Source organism: Oceanirhabdus sp. W0125-5, from assembly GCF_027938815.1.
In the GTDB taxonomy this organism is placed as follows: domain Bacteria; phylum Bacillota; class Clostridia; order Clostridiales; family Clostridiaceae; genus Oceanirhabdus.
The window spans coordinates 2,641,375-2,667,931 of sequence record NZ_CP115913.1; the positions used below are offsets into that span (position 1 = coordinate 2,641,375).

General features: G+C 29.7%; 24 protein-coding genes and 1 other annotated feature. Of the genes, 20 read left to right on the forward strand and 4 right to left on the reverse strand.

Going from position 1 to position 26,557, the window contains the following annotated elements; genetic code table 11:
* Window positions 1-203: 203 nt before the first annotated feature.
* Together thrS and hpt are read right to left on the reverse strand one after the other, a co-directional pair.
* Complete coding sequence (thrS, locus tag OW730_RS12205) at window positions 204-2,168, reverse strand: threonine--tRNA ligase (protein ID WP_271229559.1); 1,965 nt, start codon at window positions 2,166-2,168, stop codon at window positions 204-206.
* Window positions 2,169-2,228: 60 nt separating this feature from the next.
* Window positions 2,229-2,509 (reverse strand) — a binding site (T-box leader).
* Window positions 2,510-2,591: 82 nt separating this feature from the next.
* Complete coding sequence (gene hpt / locus OW730_RS12210) at window positions 2,592-3,122, reverse strand: hypoxanthine phosphoribosyltransferase (protein ID WP_271229291.1); 531 nt, start codon at window positions 3,120-3,122, stop codon at window positions 2,592-2,594.
* 409 nt (window positions 3,123-3,531) lie between these two features.
* Here hpt and hflX point away from each other — a divergent pair, with 409 nt between their 5' ends.
* The 18 genes from hflX (at window position 3,532) to OW730_RS12300 (ending at window position 17,698) form a co-directional block, all read left to right on the forward strand.
* A complete protein-coding gene (gene hflX, locus OW730_RS12215) occupies window positions 3,532-5,319 on the forward strand; it encodes a GTPase HflX (protein WP_271229292.1) in 1,788 nt (595 codons plus the stop codon).
* 51 nt (window positions 5,320-5,370) lie between these two features.
* On the forward strand, window positions 5,371-6,621 hold the full coding sequence (locus OW730_RS12220) for an amidohydrolase (RefSeq protein ID WP_271229293.1): 1,251 nt from the start codon (window positions 5,371-5,373) through the stop codon (window positions 6,619-6,621).
* Window positions 6,622-6,682: 61 nt separating this feature from the next.
* Entirely contained in the window at window positions 6,683-7,363 is a 681-nt protein-coding gene (locus OW730_RS12225; protein WP_271229294.1) for a hypothetical protein, read from the forward strand.
* A gap of 109 nt (window positions 7,364-7,472) precedes the next feature.
* The gene (locus tag OW730_RS12230) at window positions 7,473-8,366 is read left to right on the forward strand and encodes a nucleotidyltransferase domain-containing protein (protein WP_271229295.1); all 894 of its coding nucleotides are present in this window, start codon (window positions 7,473-7,475) and stop codon (window positions 8,364-8,366) included.
* Between the two features lie 25 nt (window positions 8,367-8,391).
* Window positions 8,392-9,825: a MocR-like pyridoxine biosynthesis transcription factor PdxR gene (pdxR, locus tag OW730_RS12235; protein WP_271229296.1), complete on the forward strand. Its 1,434-nt coding sequence runs from the start codon at window positions 8,392-8,394 to the stop codon at window positions 9,823-9,825.
* Between the two features lie 10 nt (window positions 9,826-9,835).
* Window positions 9,836-10,480 carry a HEAT repeat domain-containing protein gene (locus tag OW730_RS12240; RefSeq protein WP_271229297.1) on the forward strand — a complete coding sequence of 215 codons (645 nt, stop codon included), beginning with the start codon at window positions 9,836-9,838 and terminating at the stop codon, window positions 10,478-10,480.
* A 1-nt stretch (window position 10,481) separates the two neighbouring features.
* Window positions 10,482-11,123 (forward strand): YigZ family protein, encoded by a 642-nt coding sequence (locus OW730_RS12245; protein WP_271229298.1) that lies wholly within the window; start codon window positions 10,482-10,484, stop codon window positions 11,121-11,123.
* 405 nt (window positions 11,124-11,528) lie between these two features.
* The gene (locus OW730_RS12250) at window positions 11,529-12,269 is read left to right on the forward strand and encodes a YebC/PmpR family DNA-binding transcriptional regulator (protein ID WP_271229299.1); all 741 of its coding nucleotides are present in this window, start codon (window positions 11,529-11,531) and stop codon (window positions 12,267-12,269) included.
* Window positions 12,270-12,443: 174 nt separating this feature from the next.
* Window positions 12,444-12,743 (forward strand): hypothetical protein, encoded by a 300-nt coding sequence (locus tag OW730_RS12255; RefSeq protein ID WP_271229300.1) that lies wholly within the window; start codon window positions 12,444-12,446, stop codon window positions 12,741-12,743.
* Between the two features lie 312 nt (window positions 12,744-13,055).
* Window positions 13,056-13,358, forward strand: coding sequence for a hypothetical protein (locus OW730_RS12260; RefSeq protein ID WP_271229301.1), 303 nt, complete (start codon window positions 13,056-13,058; stop codon window positions 13,356-13,358).
* Window positions 13,359-13,489: 131 nt separating this feature from the next.
* The gene (locus OW730_RS12265; RefSeq protein ID WP_271229302.1) at window positions 13,490-13,789 is read left to right on the forward strand and encodes a hypothetical protein; all 300 of its coding nucleotides are present in this window, start codon (window positions 13,490-13,492) and stop codon (window positions 13,787-13,789) included.
* 38 nt (window positions 13,790-13,827) lie between these two features.
* On the forward strand, window positions 13,828-14,451 hold the full coding sequence (locus OW730_RS12270) for a hypothetical protein (protein ID WP_271229303.1): 624 nt from the start codon (window positions 13,828-13,830) through the stop codon (window positions 14,449-14,451).
* Window positions 14,452-14,531: 80 nt separating this feature from the next.
* Window positions 14,532-14,657, forward strand: a complete 126-nt coding sequence (locus OW730_RS12275) for a hypothetical protein (protein WP_271229304.1) — start codon at window positions 14,532-14,534, stop codon at window positions 14,655-14,657.
* A gap of 1 nt (window position 14,658) precedes the next feature.
* Window positions 14,659-15,234, forward strand: coding sequence for a hypothetical protein (locus OW730_RS12280; RefSeq protein WP_271229305.1), 576 nt, complete (start codon window positions 14,659-14,661; stop codon window positions 15,232-15,234).
* A gap of 234 nt (window positions 15,235-15,468) precedes the next feature.
* Window positions 15,469-15,996: a hypothetical protein gene (locus OW730_RS12285; RefSeq protein WP_271229306.1), complete on the forward strand. Its 528-nt coding sequence runs from the start codon at window positions 15,469-15,471 to the stop codon at window positions 15,994-15,996.
* Window positions 15,997-16,003: 7 nt separating this feature from the next.
* Window positions 16,004-16,474: a hypothetical protein gene (locus OW730_RS12290; RefSeq protein WP_271229307.1), complete on the forward strand. Its 471-nt coding sequence runs from the start codon at window positions 16,004-16,006 to the stop codon at window positions 16,472-16,474.
* A 184-nt stretch (window positions 16,475-16,658) separates the two neighbouring features.
* Window positions 16,659-17,051 (forward strand): hypothetical protein, encoded by a 393-nt coding sequence (locus tag OW730_RS12295; protein WP_271229308.1) that lies wholly within the window; start codon window positions 16,659-16,661, stop codon window positions 17,049-17,051.
* Between the two features lie 143 nt (window positions 17,052-17,194).
* The gene (locus OW730_RS12300) at window positions 17,195-17,698 is read left to right on the forward strand and encodes a DUF3916 domain-containing protein (protein ID WP_271229309.1); all 504 of its coding nucleotides are present in this window, start codon (window positions 17,195-17,197) and stop codon (window positions 17,696-17,698) included.
* A gap of 649 nt (window positions 17,699-18,347) precedes the next feature.
* Here the strand turns inward: OW730_RS12300 and OW730_RS12305 are convergent.
* Window positions 18,348-19,199, reverse strand: a complete 852-nt coding sequence (locus OW730_RS12305) for a transposase (RefSeq protein ID WP_271229310.1) — start codon at window positions 19,197-19,199, stop codon at window positions 18,348-18,350.
* Window positions 19,187-19,477 carry a hypothetical protein gene (locus tag OW730_RS12310; RefSeq protein ID WP_271229311.1) on the reverse strand — a complete coding sequence of 97 codons (291 nt, stop codon included), beginning with the start codon at window positions 19,475-19,477 and terminating at the stop codon, window positions 19,187-19,189. The genes OW730_RS12305 and OW730_RS12310 overlap by 13 nt, the downstream gene beginning before the upstream one ends.
* 177 nt (window positions 19,478-19,654) lie before the next feature.
* Between OW730_RS12310 and OW730_RS12315 the strand changes: the two genes are divergently transcribed.
* Both OW730_RS12315 and OW730_RS12320 read left to right on the forward strand, forming a co-directional pair.
* A complete protein-coding gene (locus OW730_RS12315) occupies window positions 19,655-19,783 on the forward strand; it encodes a helix-turn-helix domain-containing protein (protein WP_271229312.1) in 129 nt (42 codons plus the stop codon).
* Between the two features lie 365 nt (window positions 19,784-20,148).
* Window positions 20,149-26,550, forward strand: a complete 6,402-nt coding sequence (locus OW730_RS12320) for a non-ribosomal peptide synthetase (protein WP_271229313.1) — start codon at window positions 20,149-20,151, stop codon at window positions 26,548-26,550.
* Window positions 26,551-26,557: the final 7 nt, after the last annotated feature.

Below are 26,557 nucleotides of genomic sequence, written 5' to 3' on the forward strand. Positions count from 1 at the left end.
AAAAGATTTTACTCGTTTCATTAACTTGAAACATTGTATTTTAACTACAAAATTTTATCGTAGATAAAATGAGTGAATACCTATTGTCGTAAAGAACAATAAAAATGTAGGTTCTGACCTGAGTCAGAACCATCCATCGTTTTCAACTTTCCATTTTCAATTTTCAACTAAAAGAAGCACGGGTTTGCCGTGCTTCTTTTATATTATTTCTCTTCTTGCTTACTCTCGTAATTTAAAGTTCTCTCAGCAACTTCATCCATGATTCTATGAATGAAAGTTTTCAAATCTTGAGAGCCCTCATCACCATTAACTCTACTTCTTACAGAAACCTTACCTTCTTCAGCTTCTTGCTGTCCAACAACAAGAAGATATGGAACTCTTTCAAGTCTAGCTTCTCTAATTTTATAACCTATCTTTTCAGCTCTCTCATCTATTTCAACTCTCATACCATATTTCTGAAGCTCATTCATTACTTCGTGCGCATAATCATGATATTTCTCAGAAAGAGGAAGAATCTTAGCTTGAACTGGAGCTAACCAAGTAGGGAATGCACCAGCATATTTTTCAATAAGCATTGCAAGAGTTCTCTCGTAACAACCTATAGAAGTTCTGTGGATTACTATTGGGTGCTTCTTCTGACCATCTTTATCAATGTAAGTCATTTCAAATCTCTCTGCTAATGCAAAGTCAACTTGAACAGTAATAATAGTATCTTCTTTACCATGAACGTTTTTAAATTGGATATCAAGTTTTGGACCGTAGAATGCAGCTTCACCTTCTACTTCAACATAATTTAATCCGATATGGTCAAGGATGTTTCTCATATTGTCTTGAGTTCTTTCCCAATCTTCTTCAGAACCAATATATTTCTTCTTATTATTTGGATCCCATTTAGAGAACTGGTAAGTTACATCATCTTGAATTCCAAGTGTATTCATCATAAAGTTAACTAAATCGATAACTCCTCTGATTTCAGCTTCAAGCTGATCATTAGTACATACTAAGTGTCCTTCAGAAATAGTGAACTGTCTTACACGTATAAGACCATGCATCTCTCCAGATGACTCATTTCTAAATAAAGTTGAAGTCTCAGCATATCTTAAAGGAAGATCTCTATAACTTCTCTGTCTATTTTTATAAGCCATAAATTGGAATGGGCAAGTCATAGGTCTTAATGCCATAGCATTCTCTTCGTCTTCCTTATCTCCAATTATGAACATTCCATCTCTGTAGTGATCCCAGTGACCAGATACTTTGTATAAATCACTTTTTGCCATTAAAGGTGTTTTAGTTATATGATAACCTCTTCTAGCTTCTTCATCTTCTACAAATCTTTGAAGAAGTTGAACTATCTTTGCTCCCTTAGGTAGAAGTATTGGTAACCCTTGACCAATAATATCAGAAGTAGTAAATAACTCAAGTTCTCTACCTAATTTATTATGGTCTCTTTTTTTAGCTTCTTCTAGTTGGTGTAAATGCTCTTCAAGAAGTTTTGCTTTAGGGAATGAAACTCCATAAATTCTCTGAAGCATTTTATTGTTCTCATCTCCACGCCAGTATGCAGCAGTACTACTTAATAATTTCATTGCTTTAACTGCCTTAGTGCTTGGAAGGTGAGGTCCTCTACAAAGGTCAACGAAATCTCCTTGTCTGTAGAAAGAAATAATTTCTCCATCAGGAAGGTCCTCAATAAGCTCAACCTTATAATCTGCACCTTTTTCCTTCATAAGAGCGATTGCTTCGTCTCTAGGAAGTTCGAATCTTTCTATAGAAAGGTTCTCTTTAACAATAGATTTGATTTCTTTTTCAATTTTTTCAAGATCACTTGCATCAAAAGTCTTATCTATATCAAAGTCATAGTAAAAACCTCTATCAATAGTTGGACCAATTGCTAATTTACAGTCAGGATAAAGTCTTTTAACAGCTTGTGCCATAATATGAGCACTTGTATGTCTGAATACATCCTTTCCTTTTTCATCTTCAAATTTTAGAATGTTTATTTCACATTCTTTCTCAATAGCCTTATTAAGATCCACAACTACTCCGTCCATTTCAGCAGCAACAGCTTCTTTAGCTAATCTACCGCTAATAGACTTTGCTAGAGATAGTATAGTTGTGCCTCTTTCCACCTCTTTTACTGAACCATCTTTAAGCCTAATATTAATTATACTCATTTTACTACCTCCTCATAAATAAATTTTTATAAAATAAAAAGAGCTTAATCGTCACTAAGGGACGATTAAACTCGTGGTTCCACCCAAATTAATTCAGGATGTTGAAAAACTTCAATCTCGGCGTCACTGCGATTCTCTGTGCTGCTCAAGTACATTTCAACAAATGAATTTATCTCATTAAAATAACGGCTATGCCGGTGATATTTCCCTTTAAAAGGTAATGAATCACACTCAAGGGGAGTATTCCTATATTCATGAATAGAAGCACTTGCAGCCGATGATGCTTCTTCTCTGAAAACTGGGTATATAGTACTTAGCCCTATCAACGTTTTAAATTATTAATTATTATATACTACTTATATTCATTTTACTCAAAAATTTTAAAATGTCAACTGTAAAAACATTATTTATTTGAAATTATTCTTCAGTTTCCCAATTGAATACATATGGAATGTTTCTATAGTAATCACCATAGTTTAATCCATAACCAACAACAAAAAGATCTGGAATCTCAAAACAACAATAATCAGGATTAATGTTAGCAACTCTTCTAGATGGTTTATCTAGTAGAACACAGCTTTTAACAGATGCTGCCCCTAAAGCTTTTACGTGATTTGCAACAAACTCCATTGTATTTCCAGTATCAACTATATCATCAACGATTAATACATCGTATCCTTCTATGTTATCAGGAACATCATGCTCTACAGTAACTACACCAGAAGACTCTTCTCCATGTCCGTAGCTTGAAGTAGTCATGAATCCTATTTTTGTTGGAACATCTATATGACGTACGATATCAGCAGCAAAAATAAAACTTCCTCTTAAAAGTGAAAGTACATATAATTTTTTATCCTTATAATCTTCAGAAATTTGCTTACCAACTACAACTAGTTGTTCATCTATCTGCTCTTTGCTGAATAATATGTTTCGTTTCTTATTCTCCAATTTTATCCCGCCTTCATATTTTATTTACAAATTCATATTTTAACTATATTAAAACATAAATTTTAGTTGGAAACAACCTCTAGAATAAATCTTTTGAAAATCACAAGACTAAAGATATAGAAAGGTTACCTTAAATGTTTACAATGGACAGTATATATTATAAAATTAAAACTATGTCAATAATACATATAAAGATTCCAGAACAAAATTTAGTTTATTTATAATATATTAAATGTGATTTTTATCAAAGAGATTATTGAATAAAAAAGAACAAATAAGGTATCACGATTTGTTCTCTTCTCTGTTCTTTGATTTGTTTTACTACTTTTAATTATTTGAATAAGTTAAGTTTTAACTAAAAATCTAGAGATAGAAATTTATAAAAAAATAAAAGAAATAGGGTGAAATTATGATATATGGAAACATAGATGGGGTTAAAAAATCAATAATAAATCAGTTAGAGGAGATTTATGAGTTACAGATAGAAAAAGATATTCTATTTTCAGAAGAATTAGCCATAGTAATGAATAAATTGACACTTGAATTAAATAGAGAAATAAGTGTTGCAATTAATAGAAGAGGAAAAATTACTGCGGTATCATTAGGTGACAGTACAACTGTTGAACTTCCAGAGGTTGAAATTTCAGAGAGAAAGCTAAGTGGGATTAGGATTATTCACACTCATCCAAATGGTAATAGTAAACTTTCTGCCTTAGATATTAGTGCTCTTACAAAGCTGAAGCTAGATACTATGGTTGCAATAGCTGTAAACGAAGAAATCAATATGATTAAGGTTAATGTTGGATATTGTACAATTGAAGATAACAGAATTATATGCGAGGAATATAAGAATATTCCATTAGAAGGTGCTTTAAAGCATAATCCTCTGCCAAATATTTTAGAAATAAATAAGATGTTTGAGGAATTTTCCATGGAAGAGGATAAGACTGAGAGAGCTATTCTTGTTGGAGTAGAAAGTGAAGAGAGTCTTAAAGAACTAGAAGAATTAGCAAAAGCATGTAATATAAAGGTTCTTGATAGTGTACTTCAAAAGAGAAATAAAATCGATTCAGCATTTTACATAGGAAAAGGAAAGGTAACAGAAATAGATTACTTAAGGCAAGCGATGAAGGCTGATGTTGTGATTTTTGACGATGAGCTTTCAGGATCACATGTGAGAAATCTTGAGGACAATATTGGATGTAAGGTAATTGATAGAACAACACTTATTCTTGATATATTTGCGAGAAGAGCGAAAACAAAAGAGGCACAACTTCAAGTTGAACTTGCAATGTTAAAATATAGAATGCCAAGATTAATGGGATTAGGTACAGTGTTATCTAGAACAGGAGCTGGTATAGGTACTAGAGGACCTGGAGAGAAAAAACTTGAGACTGATAGAAGACATATTAGAAGTAGAATTGATGATATTAGGAAAGAGCTAGAAAGAATAAGAAAGAACAGACGTGTACAGAGAGAAAAAAGAGGAAAAACTAGTCTTCCTACAGTGGCACTTGTGGGTTATACTAATGCTGGAAAATCTACTTTAAGAAATATGTTATGTGACTATGTTCCAGCTAATACAGTTACAAAGGAAAAGGTTTTTGAAGCAAATATGTTGTTTGCTACCTTAGAAACAACTGTTAGAGCACTTGTACTTCCAGATAACAGGAAGGTAGTTATGTCTGATACTGTTGGGTTTGTAAGAAAACTTCCTCATGACCTTGTAGAGGCATTTAAATCTACACTAGAAGAAACAATTGAGGCAGATGTACTACTTCATGTTGTTGATTCAAGTAGTCAAGAAGCATTACAGCAGATTGAGGCAGTGGAAAATGTGCTTAATGAACTTGGGGTTGAGGATAAGAAAATATTACTTGTCCTTAATAAAATAGATATGGCTACAGAGGAGCAAATAGAGAATATAAAAAGAGAAAAAGAAGGGTACAATATTATTGAAATAAGTGCTCTTTCTAAAATAAATATTGATGAACTTCTTGATGCTATCGGAAGAGATATTCCAGTTAAGCTGAGATTGTGTGAATTCTTAATTCCCTATAGTGAGGGAGCTCTTGTGTCTATGGTTCACAGTAGAGGTAATGTGATAGAAGAAGAGTATAAAGGAGAAGGAACCTACATTAAAGCTGAAGTGGATGATGAATTATTTAATAGGTGTAGTGAGTATGAGATAAAATAATTAGGAAGTGATTATTTGAACATTCTCATAAAAAATACAACCATTGTAACAATGGATGGAGAAAAAATAATACAGAATGGAAACATTCTTATTGAGGGTAATATAATTAAAAAGGTTTTTGTAGGAGAAGTGGATGAGTCTCATACAAAATACATAGATACAATCATAGATGGCAGTGGACTTTGTTCACTGCCTGGTTTTATAAATTGCCATACTCATGTGCCTATGACGTTGTTAAGAGGAGAAGGAGAAGGGAAATCTCTTATGAAATGGCTAAAAGAAAGTATATGGCCAAAGGAAGAGCAATTCAAGAAAGAACATATAAAGGTAGGAGCATCACTGGCATTTATTGAGATGATTAAAAGTGGAAGTACTACATTTAATGATATGTATCTTCATGAAAGGGAGATTATTGAAAGTGCAATTGAAAATAAGATAAGAGGATTTTTTGGATATACAATAATGGGGGAGAAGTGGAGAGAACATTTTAAGAAAAGTAAGGAACTTCATAATTTGATAAATTCCTTACAATATGATAAAATGAAAAATTATACTGTAGCACCACATTCTCCTTATTTATTAAGTGAAGAAGCTTTAAATGAAATTGCAATATATGCCAAAGAGAAAGGGTCAATTATACACACTCATATAGCTGAGACGAAAGATGAGTGTAATATCATTAAAGAAAGATATGGAACAACCCCTGTAAAGTTTTTGAAACGTTGCAATGTTTTTGAGAGTAAAGTTGTGGCTGCACATAGTATTTACTTAGATGATGAAGATATGGACATATATAAAAATAATGGTGTGAGTGCCATTTACAATCCACAAAGCAATATGAAACTTGCTAGTGGAGTTGCCAAGATTAAAGAACTAAAAGAAAAAAACATAAATGTATGTCTTGGAACTGATGGTACAAGTAGTAATAATAACCTTAATATGTTTGAAGAGATGGAAACAGGTGCAATGCTGCAGAAATTACATTATGAAGATCCTGCAATTTTTAATGGATATGAGATGTTACAAATGGCAACTGTGAATGGAGCTAAAGCATTAGGAATTGAAAAATTAGGAAAAATATGTGAAGGATACATTGCAGATGTTGTTATGCTCAATATGAAAGAAGCTGAAATGATGCCAGATAAAAATTTATTATCCAATCTTGTTTTTAGTGCTAATGGTGGAGAAGTGCTCCATGTGATTATCAATGGAGAAATTATAATGAAGAATAAAGAAATGATATATATTGATGAAGAAAAGATTCTATTTGAAAGTAATAAATTAGCAAAAAATCTTATATAATTTATTGAGAAAGCATATTTAAATTGAAATTAATATATATTAATTTGATTGGATGATATAGATGGCGAAGGACAAGAACAAAAATAATAAAGAAAATAATAAAAAAAATAATAATGGGCATGATAATCAATCCAATGAAACAAATTCTAATTATCAAGATAATGTAGATAAAAAGAATAATGGGAAGGATAAAGAAAATAACATAAATAATGAAAAGTCATCTGAAGAAGGAAAAAAGCTTTCGAAGGAAGAAGAAATAAAAAAGAAGAAAGAAGAAGAATTAAAGCTAAAAATTCAATTGGCCAATCAATTTGATGAATTTAAAAGTGAAATTTATAAGCAAACAGGTCTTGATCAAGTTGACTTTTTAGATGCCTTGAAAGAAGCTGAAACTGAAGCATTAGTCAAGCCAGAAGCTACATTGAGTAGAGTTAGAGTTTTTCTTCAAGAGATTAATCAGATAAGAGTTGAATTAGCAAAACTTGATACAAATTTAGCAGGAGCTGTGTTTTATGAGAACGAAGTATTTCCATTACTAAATTCACTATTCTTTTTAGCTGGTTTAGCTGGAGATTTATCAATTGTAGCAAGAGGATTAATTCAAACATCGCTAGCTAAGAATTCTAAAATTGAAGATGCATTAGATCTTACATACAGGGTTGTCAGACTGTCCGATAGAATATTTGATTTATTGCAATTAAAAATGTATAAGTTAATGAAAATACTCAGAGTAAATGAATAATAATGTATTTTATGATAATGCCAAGTAATTACTTGGCATTATGAATTTGAGAACAAAATGGAATAAAATATAATAATGTGTACTTAATGTTAATAAAGGGGAGAAGGAAATGTATAAAAATATTAGGAATTATCAGAAAGCATACAACAAAGTAATTGAAAAATTACAAAAAAATGAGAATGTTCTTGCAGCTATGGTATTTGGGTCAATGGTGACAGGAGATCTTTGGGAAGAATCGGATATTGATTACTTTGCTATTACTAATAGTAAGAATAATGAAATTCAAGATATTCATAGTAAAGAACAAGGAATTGATATACATGTTAGATTTATGAGTAAAAGTAGGTTCTTTGAACTTTATGAGAAAAAACTAGAGGGTGTATTTATACATAGACTTATGTGTACTTCAAAATTAGTTTTCTCAAAGGATACAGAGATAACCGAGAAATATGATTTATGTAGATTTATACCTCTTGAGTATAGAGGTATGTGGAATATGGTGTTCATGGGTAGACTTATTAAAAATTTAAAGGAATGTAGAAAATATCTTAAGAAAGATAATATTAGTACTAGCTTTACAATTATGGTTAAGTGTATTGAAGAATATTCAAAATTATATTTAAGTGTTAATGAATACAGTATTAGTAAAAATGCAGTAACAATTGCAACAAATCTTAATGATACATTATATAAACTAGTAAAAGATTTATATGTACTAGAGGAAGATAAAAAGAAAGCTTTAAAAGATTTAGTAGAATACTTAAATAGCGAGATTACAAAAAATCTTAGAGATGTTTGTTTTATTTTGATTGAATTTTTGAAAGAGTATAAAATGCCAATTAATTCATATGAACTATCAAAAAGAGAACCATTTAGTGAGTATAAGATGAATCTTCCAGAAATATTGGATAAGCTTTCTGAATTACAAATTATTAAGCAATCTGAAAGAGATTATGAAGTTGAAGGAATTACTGTATTTAAAGAGAAGGTGTACTCTATATAATTTCATTTTTTGAGGAGATATAACAATGGAAAAATTCGAAATCCAATTTTCAGATGACGTTCCAAAGTATATACAAATAAGCAACAGCATCAAAGAGCTTATTCTTGATGGGAGAATTGAGCAAGATGAAAAACTACCTCCTATAAGAAAGTTAGCTGAATTTTTATCTGTTAATAAGGACACTATAATTCGTGCTTATGACAAGCTTGAAAGTGAAGGTGCAGCTTATCAGAAAATGGGAAGTGGAACTTATGCTAAAAGACGGGATGAAGGACTTATATATAAAAGAGAATATTCAAAAATACTTAAGAAAATTGCTGAAAAAGAATTTCAGGGATATATTGATTTTAGTGGGGAAAATGTAAATATTCAATATTTCCCTGTTAAAGTATTTAAGGATATAATAAATCAAGTGATTGATAGAGATGATATTGGAGTTTTTGTTGAGAAAGAGAGTATTGGCTTTAAAGGATTAAGAGAGTGTATAAATGAAAGATTCTGGGACAGTAATATGAACATAAATAGACTTTTGATTGTTTCAGGAGCACAACAAGGGATAGATATTATATCAAAGGCGATTATAAATATTAATGATAACGTAATAGTAGAGAGACCTACATACGGTGGAGCTATTTCTGTTTTTAAATATAGAAGAGCCAATATTTTTGAGATTTCAATTGATGAAGATGGTATGAATCTTGATGAGCTGGAAGAAATATTAAAAAAGAATAAGATTAAAGCGTTATATACTATGAGTTATTTTCAAAATCCTACTGGTATAAGTATGAGTATGGATAAAAAGAAAAGGCTTATTCAGCTTGCTAATGAATATAATTTCTATATTATTGAAGATGACTATCTTTCTGAATTAATCTATGATAAGGATATTGAATACCATAGTTTAAAATCCATGGACATACATGATAAGGTTATTTATATAAAAAGTTTCTCAAAACTATTTCTGCCAGGTATAAGATTAGGATATGTAATTGGAACAGATAAAACAACAGATGCAATTATTAAATCAAAGATTAATACAGACATAGCAACGTCAAGTTTAATGCAGCGGGCGCTTGATCTTTATATTCGTAAAGGATATTGGGAAGAACAAATTAGTTCCATGAAAAGAGAGTATTCTTATAAGTATAAAGAATTATTAAAAATAATTACAGAAGAATTAGGAGAATATGTTGATATAATAGATCCTAAAGGTGGTATGTCATTTTTTATTAAACTGAATGAGAAATTGATTGATGATAAAGAATTATTTTATAGGTGCCTTAACAGGAAAGTAGTTATTACACCCGGTAGAATATTTTTTAAGAGAATAAAGAAATATGAAAATTACTTTAGAATAAGCTTTGGTAAAGCCTCGGTAGAAGAAATGAGAGAGGGTATTAAAATTATCAGAGAAGAGATTGAAAAAAGTATTAGAGAAAAGCTAGGGGAGAATAAATAGAGGTGAGCTTATGGATAAAAATCTATGGGAGAATTTTGAAAAGTTAAGTGATGAAGAAATAACCTTCCAATTATATAGTGAGGGAAAGAGCATAGATCTTATATCTAGAATAAGAAACATGGAAAAAAGCTTGGTTCAAAAACAGCTTATAGAGTTTAAAATGAAAAATCGCTATATAGCTAGAATTAAATCTTCAGAAGATATCTTTAAGATTTTTGCTAATGCAAATAAAAAGGATAAGCTAAATGTATTGAGTAGTCTAGATGATATTAATAAATCAGAGTTAATAGAATACATAAAAGGAAACTATACATCTTTAAACTATACAGATAAAACAACAGCTGCATGGATAATTGGGGAACTTTCAGCCGTTGAATGTAGAGATGTTTTATTGAAAGCATCTGTCCATAAAGCCATATCAGTGAGAAGAATGGCAATATCAGCTATGGGAAAGCTTGAAGATATATCAATGAAGAGTGCACTCATAAGAGCATTAAATGATGAAAATGATCAAGTAGTATTATATGCAATTAATGCCTTAAAGAAACTAAAATGTAGTGAAGCTAAGGAAAAAGTGGTATTATTAAAAGGAAAGAGAAAAGATTACATAGATAGAGCTATAGATGGTTTTATTGAGGAAGTAGGAGTTGAATAAAATGAGTTACTTGACTATTGAAAATAGAGCTAGTGATGAGTTCGAAGAGAAAAAATCCGTGTTCATTGGTCATATAAAAAGAACAGAAACAGAAGAAGAGGCAAAAGAGTTTGTTAATGAAATCAAAAACCAATATAAGGATGCGAGGCATAATGTATATGCTTATGTTATTGGCGAAAATGCAGGAATCCAGAGATACAGTGATGATGGTGAACCAAAAGGAACAGGAGGAATACCTGTACTTGATGTTATCAAAAAGAATAACCTTAGAAATGTTACAATTGTAGTTACCAGATATTTTGGTGGAATTTTGTTAGGTGCAGGGGGGCTTACTAGAGCATACTCAAAAGGTGCATCTGTTAGTATAAAAGCTGGTGGTATAGTTGAGAAGGTTATAGGAGTCCCTATTAAGATAGAGCTTCCATATGATCTTCTTGGAAAAGTTCAGTATATTTCTGGAACAAATAATTGGTACATAGAAGATACACAATATACTGATCAAGTAGAATTGCTAATGTATTGTGAAAAAGAAAAGCTTGAAATGATAACAAAAACTCTAATTAATGAGACTGCTGCAAAGGTAGTAATTTCAGAAGGGGATGAAGGGTTTTTCTTTAAGAAAGGTGATAGGCTTATTAGGTAGAAAATTGGAGTTTAATAGAGGAACTATGTGAACTAGAAAGTTAGTTTAAAGAAGTTGACAATGGACAGTGGACAATGGACAACGATGGATGTTTTGCTCTGCAAAACTACATTTTATTGGTCTTTAGAAGAAGAAGGTTTTACTCATTTTATCTTTAGATAAAATATTGCATTTAGAATACAAGGTTTCATCAGGATGAAACGAGTAAACTATTTTTGTCCGAGGAACAATACAATTTAAATTTCTCGAAGAGAAATATCATTCGTTTTCCGTTGTCAATTTTCCACTTTCAACTCTCTTTTAAGACTCATTTGTTTCTTTTCAATGTATTAATATTTAGTGCAATTAATTTATTTATGTTATAATAATTAAGTTAAAGGTTGTATGGAGAGGAGAGATTAAGCAATGGCTGGACATTCAAAATGGAAAAACATAGCTGCAAGAAAAGGGAAAGTTGATGCTAAGAGAGGTAAGATATTTACTAAAATAGGTAAGGAGTTAGCTGTAGCAGTTAAAGCCGGGGGAGCTAACCCTGATGCAAATGCTAGATTAAGAGATATAATTGCGAAGGCTAAATCAAATAATATGCCAAAGGATTCAATTGAAAAAGCTATTAAGAAGGCTGCAGGGGATGCTAACGCTGTAAACTTTGATGAAATCATATATGAGGGATATGGACCAAATGGAATAGCAGTCCTTGTTGAGGTTTTAACTGATAACAAGAATAGAAGTGCTGCTAGTGCTAGACATGCTTACTCAAAGCATGGTGGAAACATGGGATCTACAGGATGTGTATCTTTTATGTTCCACAAAAAAGGGGAAATCGTCATCGAGAAGAAAGATGGAATGGATGAAGATGAATTAATGATGTTAGCTTTAGATGCAGGAGCAGAGGATCTTGCATCAGAGGAAGAGGTTTTTGTTATTACTACTGAACCTAGTGAGTTTGGTACTGTAAGAGAAACTCTTGAAGAAAATGGTGTTGAATATCTTGAAGCAGAAATTAAATACATTCCAGACACTTACACTGCAATAGATGAAGAGACAGCTGGGAAATTCCAAAAGATGTTAGATCAACTTGAGGACGACGAAGACGTTCAGAACGTTTACCATAATGCTGAGTTCCCAGAGGGATGGGAAGAGTAAAAACATAATTGAGAATGGTGAATGGAGAATTGAGAATTATTGAGATTTCTCTTCGAGAAATATTGAATTTATAAAAGATAAAATTATAACACCTTGTATCAGTTGTTGATATAAGGTGTTTTTTTGATGGAAATAAAAGGAGATAAAATGGTATAATTTATAAGAGGTGATAAAATGAAAAATGATTATTCTAAAGAATTTAGACAATGTATAATTTATTGGAGACTTTCAATAATTATCTTTTTTTGTGGTACATTAAGCTCATCATTAATAATTAAGTATAGTGATAATTTCAATTATTTTCAAGATAAAGTTGTAACTATAGGGATTATTGTTTTTTTTGTCAGTATATTTCTATCATTCCTCTTTATGAGTGCTGTTAAATGCCCTTATTGTGGTTATAAATTTGATATGCGTGTTTATTTTCAGATGTCAGACTATTGTCCACATTGTAAGGTTAAATTAAGAGAATAAATATGAGTGGATTGCTAAGATGTTGGGAATTGATAGAAATACTTTATATAATTATATAAAGATTTATGAAGAGGGTAGAGAACACCTTCTTTTTTATTTGGGTTTTATTAAGAATGATATTGATATAGTGAATTAGAATAAGTATTATATATTTGAAATCAAGAGGAAAACTATGTAAAATTATATATAACACATATCATAATATCTTTGAATTGTGAAGTAAAACAGATTAATCACTAATTGATAATATTAGAATATTTCGAATTAATTTTGTTCGACAGTTAAAGTCCTATAATTATCGGGAGGTGCAATTTGGATAAAATATTTGAAGATTTTAAAAGATGGATAGTTAGTAAAAATGGTGAGTGGAAAATACAGAACGTGATTATAGAAGAAATCATAGAGTCAACTCATGCTAATCAAATTCATGTCAATTTACAGTCAAGAGATGGCTTTGGACATATTGGTATTTTTGAAAGCAATAATCTTTATTGGATTGAGTTTGAGGGTGTTGCAGGGGAGTTTGAGAATTTTTATAAATATGATGAATTTAATGAACTGCCAGATTTGAGAGATTTTGAAAATGAATACATACGTTTTTTAACAAATACCTAATAAAAACATTTCAACTTAGTTCGCATTAACTCTAAATAATTAAATAAGAAGGTTATATACAATAAATATATAGGTGATTGAGGTAAGGTCATAATGTTCTTAAATTACTATATAAAGGGGGATGGGTATAAATGAGAAAGCCTGATATTGAAGCAATGATTACATGCGAGAGAAACGTTCCATTCTACAATGGGTATAGACCAGCACATTTGATTAAAGAAGGTTATCTAACAACGGGAGTTCATCAATATTATAGCAAGGATACTGTTAAAAATGGTGAATCTGTTCTTGGTTCAATAACTTTTATCACTCCTGAAGCATATACTTACTGTCTATGGGAAGGGAAGAAGATAAAGATTCAAGAGGGAAATAAAGTAGTGGGATATGCTGTTGTAGTTAAAATACTTAATGAATCATTCAAAATAAAATAATAGCATACAGAAGTAAACAATTGAGGAAGGTAATTAATATGGATAAAATATGTGCTGATGTTATAAGAACAGTATATGGATATGATGAATTAAGCATTGTTGTTAATGGAATGTCCTTAGATGTTTATTTATCTGAAAAAACAGGTCTTTCTAAATTAAAGGAGTTGTATCCAGCATGGGGTAATTCTCTTCTTTGTAAAAATGAGAGTAAATTTATATGGGAGTTATTAGATAACCAAAAAGAAACTCTAAATATTCCTATACTTTTATGTCCTGAAGATTTAGATTTATCATGTATTGTTTTAGTTTCAAAAACAACCTTTAGTGACAACCGAGTATGTTGGGACAAAATAGGATGTATTTTAAAGGATAATTACGACGTAAAAAAAGAAGTTCAGTCTGGAATTTTAGATGTAGAATCATGGTCAGATGAGGATTTAGAAAAGTATGCTGGGTCATTAGCATGGTGTAATATTGATGATATTGAGTGGAAATTGTGGGTTTCAGAAAATTGGGATGAAGAAAAAATGCGTAGGTTGTATAACTATACATATAAATATTATCAAAATGATGAAAATATAGAATGGTATGAAACTCCTAAACTTGAGTTTTTAAAAGAAGATTATCTTAAATGTTTAGAGCGATTTAGGAAAGAGCTATAAGCAGTTTGTTTTTATGAAAAGATATACAAGAATTTGAAAATGCAAGAATAATAGATAGTTTTACGGATGAAGAGTATTTCTTGGAGGAAGATGAAGATGGAGTAATACTGCCGTATATGTCTGAATGCTTTTGGTTTGACTCAAATAAAGATTGGATGATGTATGTATCGCATGAAGCTACAGTTGCATTTGGGGGAGAATGGTAATATGAAATTAATTAAATTATTTAAGAGGAAAAAATTCGATGAGAATATTGAATTAAAAGAAGTTGAATATTTTATTTTGTCACGAGAAAAGGACATTAATAAATTAATACATCAAATTATTGAATATAGTGAAATTTACAAAGGTAATAGGAGTAAACATAATTTTGAGTTTTATAGCATAGTAAATAAAAATAGAGAAACTGAAACAATAATATCAATTCCTGAAGAAGTTGGTATCTATAATATAGTTAACCTCTTTGGGTGGATTTCAATTGATGATAATTTAATGAATGTTTTAATCTGTAATAATACTTTATCTAAGAATAGAACATTTTTTGCACAAATAGAAGTAGAAAATGGAAGTAGAGATACTATTATTGGTAAAACGAATATAGGTAAACAATTATATGCTTATTTGCCTCAAACTTTCTCTTTAGACTTATTTGATGTGATAGATGTTGGTGTAGAAAATAATGCAGTAGATCAAATGTTGGCTGACAGAGGTCTTGTATCAATATTTCATGTATTATCGGAAAGAAGGTTGATTACTAAACAGACAATTGAGTTAACTGTTTAATAATAATTGACTTATGACACAAAAAAGAGTTTTACGTCTTAATAGTATATTGCATAATAACTTTGGAGTGTAACAGAGCCTAAGCCTGATAGTTATATAAAATTCTATTAAGGAAGATGAATGTAGATAGTGGAGAAAGCTGTTCCAAAGAAATTAGTACTTTTAAATTTATATGGTAAACTTTAGTATAATAAGTGCTAAAGCTATTTGAATTAATGGTAAGGAGTTATAACCATGATTAAAGATATTGAAGTGATAAATCAACCTATTTCGGGTTGTTTTGAAGAAAGAGTGTATGATATTGAGAGTGCATATAAGTCATTAGGGTGGACATGGTTAAAGTTTACTAATGATGATTATTCAGAATGGTGTGGAGAGTTTAGAGGAAGATATATTGCACATGGGATTTCAAAGAAGTATGAATCTATTTTGGTACTAACATCTGATTGTTTACATCAATTAAGTATACATGACGGAACAATTCAATATTATGAGGATAGTCCTCAATACAGAAACCTTACTGTTACACCTATGGGTGAATATATTGCTTCTGATTATTATTGTATTTCAATACTAGGTGAGACAATAAATGATGTTCAGTATTTAGAGACACCATTAAAACTAGATATGATTGAGTTTAAGACATGGGAAGGTTTTAAGCTTAAAATAACTGGAGATGAGTTTATAAATTGGGATAATCATGTTGAATTAGAACTTGATTGCAGAACTATGTGTATTGAGATTAAAAAACAAAACAAATAATGATTGGATGGATAAGTTAATCTCACATGATGATTACATTGAATTGATATCTATTGACTATCATAATAAATTTTCTATTGTGGAAGTTGAAAATATAATTGAAAAATACATTGATTACTCAAAGTATTATAAGAACAAGATTCTTGAAATGATAAACATCATTATAAAACAACATGAGAATACTGGGGAACTTCTTAGAGAACTCTATGATATGTACTGTCATGGGTGTGACTTTCTCTTTGATTTAGGACTTGAATATGGATTAAGGTGTGAAGTTCCACCAAAAGCTAACTCATGGGATGATTTGAGTAGTGAACAGAAAAGAGAGTTAGTAAATTCATTTTATCCTAGGATTAATGATTTTGCTATTGAAGTAAGACAATGGCTTGAAAATGGAACTGTAAAGGTTCTTGGATATGACAAAGGGAATCTAAAGTACATCGTAGAGGATGAACCATCAAAAGATACCAATATATAAAACTATGAGAATTACGTATGTGAAAATGGTAGTTCATATAAGAAGATGAATGTAATGAATAATATCCTTGTATTGTGAAGCAAAGAATGTATATTTAATGTATAGAGTGGTTAGATATTACCAGCTACTAAAAGATGAGTATACTACACGAAAAATTAATTAAAGAGATTAAGAGGATAAAGATATGGATAGAGAAAATTTAATACTTGATAAGTTCGGAGTTTATCCGAAGGAAGAATACAGGGATGAAATAAAAGAATTACTAATAGAAGAAATTGAGAATGAAGAATATACAGAAAGTCATGAGTGCTTGAGAGTATTATGTTTTTTATTATTTTCAATAGGGAATGTTGAAGATTGTGAGCTTATTTGGAAAGCAAAAATGTTAAATATGGATGCTGGATGCATGGTTGATGTAGTATTTTTATGTGGAGCTGGATATAATGAAACAATATCGTATATTGGAAATAAAGTAGGATTAGAGAAAATGAAATGTATCTTAAGGCAATATATAGGAGAAGAATTTGATAAAGAGGAAGTTATTAATGAGTTTAAGAAATATTATAACATACAATAGGAGATTATTGGAGGAATTTGAATGATATACAATAAGAAAATGGAGAGTTATTTAAGTCATATAAATAAGGTGCTCAAAAATAATAGATTGAACTTTGGGATGGTGATGATTGAATGTATTATAGAAATTTGAGTAGTTCAGATATGGCTAAGGTAAGAGGTGTAAGGCGTAAATTTGATTCGTTAGAAAAAAGAATTTTGTTATTTACTGAAACATTTCCAGAACCAGATTATGAGTATGGTTATTGGCATTTACATCTACCTACATCTCAAGCTTTCATTGATTCTCCAAAAACACCTGTATCTGTTAGAAAAAAATGTATTCAGCTATTGATAGATAGAGCACGCTTTCTTATTGATAATAAGCCTAACATAGATATTACAACTCGTGTTATTATTGCAATTAGCTTACCAAATTTATGGAGTTCTCAAATTATTGTGTTTTTTGGAGAGGAGTATTATAGAAAGTTTTTTGATAGAAATTCTGAGTATCAGAAATGGCTATCACTTCCTCAAAAAAGAAATATAGAAAAAGAGTGGGGATTAAATATTCTAGAATTCATGAAAGTTAAGGGATATAGACAAGAAATCATAGATGAAGATGATATGTATGTTAATGAGTTGTGGTTTATTGGAGAGCTTGACTGATTTGCTGATTTTCATAAAAGTATATAAATATATAACAAACTTATTACATAAAAAAAGAGAAGTGATCTGATATAAAAAACGGTATTTCATGTATGTATAAATTAACATAGTATCATATCATCATTAATAAATATGGATTGCTAAAAAATATCAATTGATATATAATTACAATATAAAAATTAACTATGATAAATATTAGTACGAAAGACTTCAAATAAATTCTCTAAAGGCCTGAAAACAGCGGAAAGTAGTAAAAAAATCAAAAGACGTTCAGAACGTTTACCATAATGCTGAGTTCCCTGAGGGATGGGAAGAGTAAAAGCATAATTGAGAATTGAAAATGGAGAATTGAGAATGATTGAGATTTCTCTTCGAGAAATTTTCAATTTTTAAAAGATGAAATTATAAACACCTTGTATTATTGATACGAGGTGTTTTTTGCAGTCAAATAATATTATAAGGTGTTTTATATGAGTGAGAGATTAATTTCATATGATTTAAAAAATAAATAGATAAATTAGGTTATTTAATAATATTTGTGAAATAATCTCAATATTAACTAAATATGTGAAAAGTAATTAAATAATAATTTTAAGGGGGTATTATATGACACTATCTAACATGCTGGACAGTCAAAAGTTTTGTTCACTTAAGAAGCTAGTCGATCCTCATGAAAAAATGGGTCAACTTGCTTCTCTTTAATTATTCTACTTATGCTAAATCTATTATACTTTTCAATAACCGAAAAAATGCTCTTTCTTAGATAACAAGCAACTGTAGCTTCTGAAACAACTGTTTTAGATTTTGTTCTTAAAAACCTAAAAGTTCTAGTATTTATATCCTTTGAAAATTTTAATGAAATAATCTGAAGAAGTCCCATTGCAATGGAAGTAAACATTACATACCCTTCAATTGCGTCTAATGTAGATAATATTTTCTTTTGCACTTCTTTACTTGTTATCCTTTCAACCAGTTGAGGTTGGTGCTTTTTAGTATAATTGTTTAACTTTGGCATATTATTACACCAAAACTGATAACTAAAACCACCTATTAATTGCCTTAATTCTCTAAAAGTACATTCTATCTTAAAGCGATAGCTGTATAGACGTATTATTTTTTCTGGTTCGAAATCTAGCTTAGTGGTAACCAATATTGCATTTCTTTCTTTGTATTTTACTAATACAAAGCGTAGTTCTTGATACAATTTTTGTCCCCATAATAGATTAATGCATAGATATTGAACTGCTTCTTCTTTCCCATACAGTTCAATTTTACTCTCAGTGAATTTATCTTTTGCGGATTCGAATAACTCTTTAAGTTTTATACTGTCACCTTTCTTACAAGGTCTCCCTTTACCTTTCTTATGGATTGGTTTTGTGTATGTTACACAGGACATCTTTGCTTTTGTTAAAATATGAAGCAAGTGTCCATCAGCAGAATTTAATTTATTCAACTTCTCTAAAGCTGGTACACTCAGAAAATATCTATCTAGAAGTAACATTGAGATCCCATAAGCTTAGCAGTTTCAAAACCATCTTTAATCATTTCTACAACATGAGAACCAGTTTGTTCACTTGTATTTCTCCATTGGCGAATAGTCATATCATCTTCTTTCCATAGTGGAGCTATTGATTTAACTATAGATATCCATTGATTTCTAAGCGACGATACTTCCCACGAACTAGCGCGAAAAAACTGCATCATTGAAGCATAATGATTTTCTTCTAAATATAAATCACGTATAACTGAAGTCACTCCTAAACTATCTGAGCGAATCATAATTCCGATTATAATAATAACAAATCAATTGAAGGCAGCCTCACGGCTAAAACATATTCTGAATATATTTAAAACATCATCTAGTAATTTCCACATAATTTTTCACACAAAATCACAAGAATGTTATTTTTTTATAAATTTATTGGAAAACTTTTGACTGTCCAGATAGTTATAGAAGTGTTTATTAATGAGAAGACGATAAGAGGAATTGCTGAGGAAATTGGCGTTAGTAAGAGTACAGTATTTGATATGAGAAAGAGAATTGAAGGAATTGAAATTTGTAGTTTTTGTAAGGGAAAAAATTGACAATATAACAATAAACTAGTAATATTATATTAGAAGTATTGGAATAATATTCAAATATTGTTAAAAAGGAGAATTTTATTGAATAAGGTTTTGATAAAACAGCGCACCAAAAATGATGAATCATTATAACTGTTGAATAATAAATGTATTTTAAATTATTCTTATTTATCGTAATCTGATATCTTACAAATGGAAACGTAATGATTATTTATGTTTCTGTTATGTATATATGAATTCGCACTTTAATCACAAAAAAAGATGGAATATTTCTTATTTCATAAAAAGAATATAACCATCATTGATATAAGGTTTTAAAACATAGTGTATTAATTTTACACTAACCAAATATGCTTGGAGGGTGGGTAATGAAAAATTTAAATGCTGTTATTAAAAAAAACTTAAACTCAGATAAGGGAGTAAAAATAATATTAAGTAAAGAGAAGCAAGATTATTTATCTTATAAACAGATATACAATATTTCAATGAGTAAATTATCTTATTTTCAAAAAATAGGATTAAAAAAAGGTAGTATATTAATTCTACAATACCAAGGTAATGAATTGTGCGAATTTATATGTACTTTTTGGGCTTGTGTTATTGGTGGAATAATACCTGTACCATTAGCAATAGGAAATACAAAAGAACATAGGAAGAAATTAATACGTGTATATAATATTTTAGATAATAAGTATATAATATCCACTAAGAATTATTCGAATTCAATAAAAGAATTATTCAATCAAGAAGGTATTGATATATCAGAAAAGTTAATATTAGAAGAAGAAACGGAAAACTATGATGGGAATGAGGTTTTTTTACCAGAAATTTCAGAAGAAGATACTGCTTTCATTCAATTCTCTTCAGGTTCAACAGCGGATCCGAAGGGTGTAGTGCTTACGCATGCTAATATCATTAGTAATACTGAGGCAATAATAGAAGGGTCTAAAGCAGTAACAAGTGATAAAACCTTAAGTTGGATGCCGTTAACGCATGATATGGGTTTAATAGGTTTTCATATTACTCCATTTGTGTTAGGGATGGACCAGTATATAATGAGTACTAACTTATTTATAAAAAATCCGTTATTTTGGTTGGAGTTAGCTAGTATGGAAAAGGTATCATTGTTATCATCACCAAACTTCGGTTACAATTATTTCCTTAAGGCATATGATAGAAAAAAAGATAGTACTAAATTTATGTGGGATTTATCTAGTGTAAGGCTTATATTTAATGGCGCAGAACCAATATCAGTAGAGATATCCAATAGATTTTTGCATACTTTAAGGTCATATAAATTGAAAAACTCAGTTATGTTCCCAGTATATGGAATGGCTGAAGCGACACTTGCGATAACTTTTCCTAGAGTAGAAGAAGAGTTGAAATATTTGATGTTAGATAAGAAAAGGTTATTACTTGGAGAAAGTATACAGATTGTCGAAGAAGGTGGAGTGAAATTTGTTAACTGTGGTAATGCGGTTAAGTTTACTCAAGTTCGAATCACATATAATGAAATGGTGCAAGAAGAAAATATTATAGGGAATATAGAGATTCGTGGTAAAGGTGTGACAAATGGATATATTAACAAAGAAATAATGAATAATCAAGTATATAGTAGAGATGGATGGCTTAAAACAGGAGATTTAGGTTTTATTAGACAAGGAGAAATATATGTAACAGGTCGAGCTAAAGATATAATTTTTCTGAATGGGAAGAATTACTTTGCACATGATCTGGAAAGTATGTTAGAAGAAATTAAGGGAATTCGATTAGGAAATGTTGTAGTCGGTGCAGTATCTGATGAGCAAAAGATTGATAAAATTATTGTATTTGTAGTCTTTAGGAGGGATATTGAGGATTTTATACCAGTAATATATGAAATAAAAGAACAGATAGCTATGAATTTGGGAATAGAAATTAGTTATGTTGTCCCAGTAAAGAAGATATACAAAACAACTAGTGGAAAGATTCAAAGGTATAAATTAATTGAAAACTTCTTGAAAGGTGAATATAAGGAGGAATTATCGAAAATAGATTTAATTGTAAAGGAATTGGAAAATACTAATCAAAATGAAGAGGTAATAGATAATATAGAAATGAAATTACTAAAAATATATAAGGAAGTTTTGGATAATGACATTATAAGTGTAGATAAACATTTTATTTTGTTGGGTGGAGATTCCATAAAAGCAACTAAGTTAATTTCTAGAATATTTGAAGAATTTGGTGTAGAAGTACCTATTAAAATTATATTTGAAGAATTTACCTTGTTAAATATAGCATCATATATTAGAGAACAGAATAATAAAGAACAAATTATCATTGAGAAATCAAATCTAACTGAAAGTTACCCAATACTACCATCACAAGAAAAATTATATTTAGTAAATGAAGTCGATAACAAAAGTACTCTATACAATTTATATAAAGTATTTAAGGTGAAAGGGCGGCTGGATAATAAGAAACTTCGAGATGCAGTACAAAAATTAGTTGAATTTAATGATATTTTTCGAACAAGATTTTTCATAGAAAAAAATAAAGTTGTACAAAAGGTAAATGAGGTAGCAAATAATTGTTATGAATATATAAATCTAGAATCAGATAATATTATGGATATTATTAATGAATTGAATAAGCCTTTTGACCTGAATAGAACGCCATTATTCAGAATAAAGTTAGTTGATACATTAAGTGAGGGACAATTTCTAATGATTTCTATACATCATATTATTACTGATGGAACATCTATGGGAATTATATTAGATAAATTAAATAAGATATACTCCCAAAAAGAAGTTAATAACAGTAATGATATTGATTTTAAGGACTATTGCTATTGGAGGCGTCAGGCTAAAGCTGATGGGTTATTTGAAGAACAGAAGAAATATTGGCTTAATATTTATAAGGACAATCCAGAAAAAGTGGCTTTCCCATTAGATTATAAAAGAGAAAAATATCCAACATATGAAGGTTCTACTTATTCTTTCAATATAGATAAGGTATTGAAAGAAAAGATTGATAGGGTTTTGAGAGAAAAGAAGGTAACAATGTTTATGTTACTTTATGCATCTTATAATATTCTTATGGAAAAGTATTCAAATCAAAATGATATAGTAGTTGGGGTTCCAACTGCATCAAGGAAATACAATCAACTTAATGAAGTTATAGGTATGTTTATAAATACTTTGCCACTAAGAAGTATAGTTGATAATGATTTAAGCATTAATGAATACCTACAAAAAGTGAAAAAGGATGTATTAGATGCATTCAATAATGATGAATATTTTGTTGAAGAGTTAATAGGAGAATTAAATATAGAAAAAGAAATAAATAGAAATCCTTTATTTGATACCGTGTTTATATACCAAAATATGGACATGCCTGATATGGAAATTGGTGGAGCGGGATTAGAAGAATTAAAATGTGTAAGTAAGACATCTAAAGTAGATTTGACAGTAGAGATTAATAATTTAGAATCACAGATTGAGGTTATGTTTGAATATAGAGTTGACTTATTTAAAAAATCAACGATTAAAAGGATAGCTAGACACTATATTAATATAATAAATCAAGTAGTGAATAGTATGGATGTAAAAATACGCAATATTCAATTAGCAACAAAGAAGGAAGAAAGGGAAATTTTAAATGAATTTAATAATGTACTTAGCTGCAAATATCCAGCAACAGTTAAGGATTTATTTGAAAAACAAGTAAAAGAGACACCAAATAATATTGCAGTAGTATGCAATAATCAAAGTATTACATATGAAGAGTTGAATAATAGAGCAAATCAATTAGCTAGAGTATTAGATAAAAACGGAATAGGTGAAGAAAGTATTGTGGCAATAATTATGGGGAGATCAATTGCTAGAATTGTTTCACTTCTAGCAATAATAAAAGTGGGAGGGGCTTACTTACCCATTGAACGTAACAATCCTATAGCAAGAATTAATTATATGTTGAAAGATAGCAAAAGCAAATTACTAATAATGGATCAAGGTAATATAGAAAAACTAGAATATGAAAATAATATACTCGTATATGATGAGAGTTTATATAAGAATCAGTTAACATGTAATTTAGATAAAAATATTGATAACTATAATCTTGCTTATATAATATATACATCTGGAACATCTGGAAATCCTAAAGGAGTAATGGTAGAGCATAAAAATCTATCGGTATATGTAGATGCATTCTTGAATCAATTTAGATGTACGGGTAGTGATAGGATGTTGCAGCAAGCTTCTTATGCGTTTGATACATATGTAGAAGAATTATATCCAATGCTGCTTACAGGGGGAACTATTGTCGTTGCACAAGAAGAAGATGTGCTAGATGCAAGACAATTAGCAAAATTGATATATGAGGAACGCATAACTATTATATCTGTATCGCCACACCTACTAAACGAACTTAATAAGTACTTAAAAGAATGTGATGTTCACACATTTATAAGTGGAGGAGATGTTTTAAAGAAAGAATATATAACTAATTTAATAGACATAGGTAATGTTTATAATACGTATGGTCCAACCGAAACAACAGTATGTGCAACCTATCATAAATGTAGTAAACTTAGCAAAACTATACCTATAGGAAAACCAATAAAAAATTATAGAGTATATATAATGGATGATTATTTGCAATTATGCCCTATAGGTGTGGTAGGCGAAATATGCATAGCAGGTAAAGGAGTGACAAGGGGTTATTTAAACAATAAAGAGAAGACAGATAAGAGTTTTATAGATTGCGTATATAAACAGGAACGATTGTATAGAACGGGTGATTTAGGAAAATGGACTGAAGATGGAAATATAGAGTATATAGGTAGAAAAGATCAACAAGTTAACTTAAGAGGATATAGAATTGAATTACAGGAAATCGAGAGAAAGATACTAATGGTTAAAGAAATTACAGATGTTGTAGTAATAAATAGTGGAAAAGATGCTAACCAATATTTATGTGCATATATTGTAGCAAAAAGAAAGGTTTTAGTTGAAGAAATAAAAAAACACTTAGTTCAGCACTTACCTATTTATATGATACCAACATATTTTGTAATGATAGATAAGATACCACTGAACAATAGTGGAAAAGTGGACAAAAAAGCACTACCAGAACCTAAAGCTAATGCATATATAGAAAAAAAATATGTAGAGCCGAAAACAGAAGAAGAGATAAATTTAGCAAGGATATGGAAGGAGATATTAGAGGTTACAAAAGTGGGGGTAGATGATGACTTCTTTGAATTAGGAGGGCATTCATTAAAAGCTACTATGCTAATTACAAAAATTCAAAATACATTCAATGTGAAGGTACCTATTTCAGAAGTATTTAATAGAAGAACAATAAAATTACAGTTGAATTATATTTTAATGCAGGAGCAGAGGATAAATGATCCAATAAGTAAAGTATTTGGAAAGAAATACTATCCGTTATCATCAGCACAAAAAAGATTATATCTAATAAATCAATTGGATGAAGAATCTACATTATATAATATGCCACAAGTATTGATGGTAGAAGGAAAATTAGATAAGGTAAAATTGGAAAAGGTACTAAATAAATTAATGGAAAATCAAGAATCATTAAGAACGGTTTTTAAAGAAATTGATGGAGCACCAGTACAAGTAATAAAAGAAGAAATTAAATTACACATAGATTTTGAGGAGTGTAGAGAACAACAAGTAGATCAAAAAATTGAAAACTTTATTAGACCTTTTGATTTGAGTAATGGGCCATTACTTAGAATTATGATATTAAAAACAGGGGACAGTAAATACAAGATAATGTTTGATACACATCATATCATTTCGGATTGGGTATCAATGGATATATTGGTTAAAGAAATTATGATGGGATATAACAGTGATAAAATATCAAACTTAAATATACAATATAAAGATTTCTCTGAATTGCAAAATAAACAAAAGAATACTGACGAAATAGATAAGCAAAGAAAGTATTGGATGGAGATTTTAGGTGGTGATATACCGGAGTTAATACTACCTACTGATTATGAAAGGTCTAAAGTACAAAATTTCCAAGGAAATACTATAGAATTCGATGTAGGAGAAAAGATAACGAAAGATCTGCATGAATTTACAAATAGTAATGGTAATACATTGTTTATGGTATTATTGGCAGCGTATAATATCTTATTATTTAAATATAGTGGACAAGAAGATATATTGATAGGAACACCGGTAGCGGGGAGAACGCGTGTTGAATATCAAAATATAATTGGAATGTTTGTAAACACTTTGGTAATGAGAAATCATCCTAAAAGCAGCAAAATAGTTAAAGAATTCTTAAATGAAGTTAAAGAAAATGCATTAAAAGCATATGAAAATCAAGAATATCAGTTTGATCAATTGGTAGAGGAGTTAAGCATAAAAAGGAAAGTAAATAGAAATCCAATATTTGATACAATGTTTGTATTACAAAATGCTGATAGTAATGAGTTAGAACTAGATGGATTAAAGATTAGTAAATATAATCTAGTAAATAAAGTATCGAAATTTGATTTAATAATAACAGCTATAGAGCAAAAGGATAGTATTAAGTTATCTGTAGAGTATAGTACAAGTTTATTTAAGGCTGAAAGTATTAATAAGTTCATGGAACGTTATATCATTGTACTAGAAAACATTATCAAGTATCCAGATAGGCCTATTAGTGAGATAGATTTTTTGAGTGAAGACGAAATAATTAATATACTTACTAGTGATAGCGAAGCAGCGTTAACAGTTGATTTTAATTTCTAATAATAAA

Bases quoted from the DNA above. Each gene is read 5' to 3' on its own strand.
- OW730_RS12290 (WP_271229307.1), top strand. From the start codon at position 16,004: ATGGATAAGTTAATCTCACATGATGATTACATTGAATTGATATCTATT.
- OW730_RS12240 (WP_271229297.1), top strand. From the start codon at position 9,836: ATGGATAAAAATCTATGGGAGAATTTTGAAAAGTTAAGTGATGAAGAA.
- OW730_RS12320 (WP_271229313.1), top strand. From the start codon at position 20,149: ATGAAAAATTTAAATGCTGTTATTAAAAAAAACTTAAACTCAGATAAG.
- OW730_RS12255 (WP_271229300.1), top strand. From the start codon at position 12,444: ATGAAAAATGATTATTCTAAAGAATTTAGACAATGTATAATTTATTGG.
- OW730_RS12310 (WP_271229311.1), bottom strand. From the start codon at position 19,477: ATGATTCGCTCAGATAGTTTAGGAGTGACTTCAGTTATACGTGATTTA.
- OW730_RS12285 (WP_271229306.1), top strand. From the start codon at position 15,469: ATGATTAAAGATATTGAAGTGATAAATCAACCTATTTCGGGTTGTTTT.
- OW730_RS12300 (WP_271229309.1), top strand. From the start codon at position 17,195: ATGGCTAAGGTAAGAGGTGTAAGGCGTAAATTTGATTCGTTAGAAAAA.
- hflX (WP_271229292.1), top strand. From the start codon at position 3,532: ATGATATATGGAAACATAGATGGGGTTAAAAAATCAATAATAAATCAG.
- OW730_RS12250 (WP_271229299.1), top strand. From the start codon at position 11,529: ATGGCTGGACATTCAAAATGGAAAAACATAGCTGCAAGAAAAGGGAAA.
- OW730_RS12265 (WP_271229302.1), top strand. From the start codon at position 13,490: ATGAGAAAGCCTGATATTGAAGCAATGATTACATGCGAGAGAAACGTT.
- OW730_RS12280 (WP_271229305.1), top strand. From the start codon at position 14,659: ATGAAATTAATTAAATTATTTAAGAGGAAAAAATTCGATGAGAATATT.
- OW730_RS12225 (WP_271229294.1), top strand. From the start codon at position 6,683: ATGGCGAAGGACAAGAACAAAAATAATAAAGAAAATAATAAAAAAAAT.
- OW730_RS12220 (WP_271229293.1), top strand. From the start codon at position 5,371: ATGGATGGAGAAAAAATAATACAGAATGGAAACATTCTTATTGAGGGT.
- OW730_RS12305 (WP_271229310.1), bottom strand. From the start codon at position 19,199: ATGTTACTTCTAGATAGATATTTTCTGAGTGTACCAGCTTTAGAGAAG.
- OW730_RS12230 (WP_271229295.1), top strand. From the start codon at position 7,473: ATGTATAAAAATATTAGGAATTATCAGAAAGCATACAACAAAGTAATT.
- OW730_RS12245 (WP_271229298.1), top strand. From the start codon at position 10,482: ATGAGTTACTTGACTATTGAAAATAGAGCTAGTGATGAGTTCGAAGAG.
- pdxR (WP_271229296.1), top strand. From the start codon at position 8,392: ATGGAAAAATTCGAAATCCAATTTTCAGATGACGTTCCAAAGTATATA.
- OW730_RS12295 (WP_271229308.1), top strand. From the start codon at position 16,659: ATGGATAGAGAAAATTTAATACTTGATAAGTTCGGAGTTTATCCGAAG.
- OW730_RS12270 (WP_271229303.1), top strand. From the start codon at position 13,828: ATGGATAAAATATGTGCTGATGTTATAAGAACAGTATATGGATATGAT.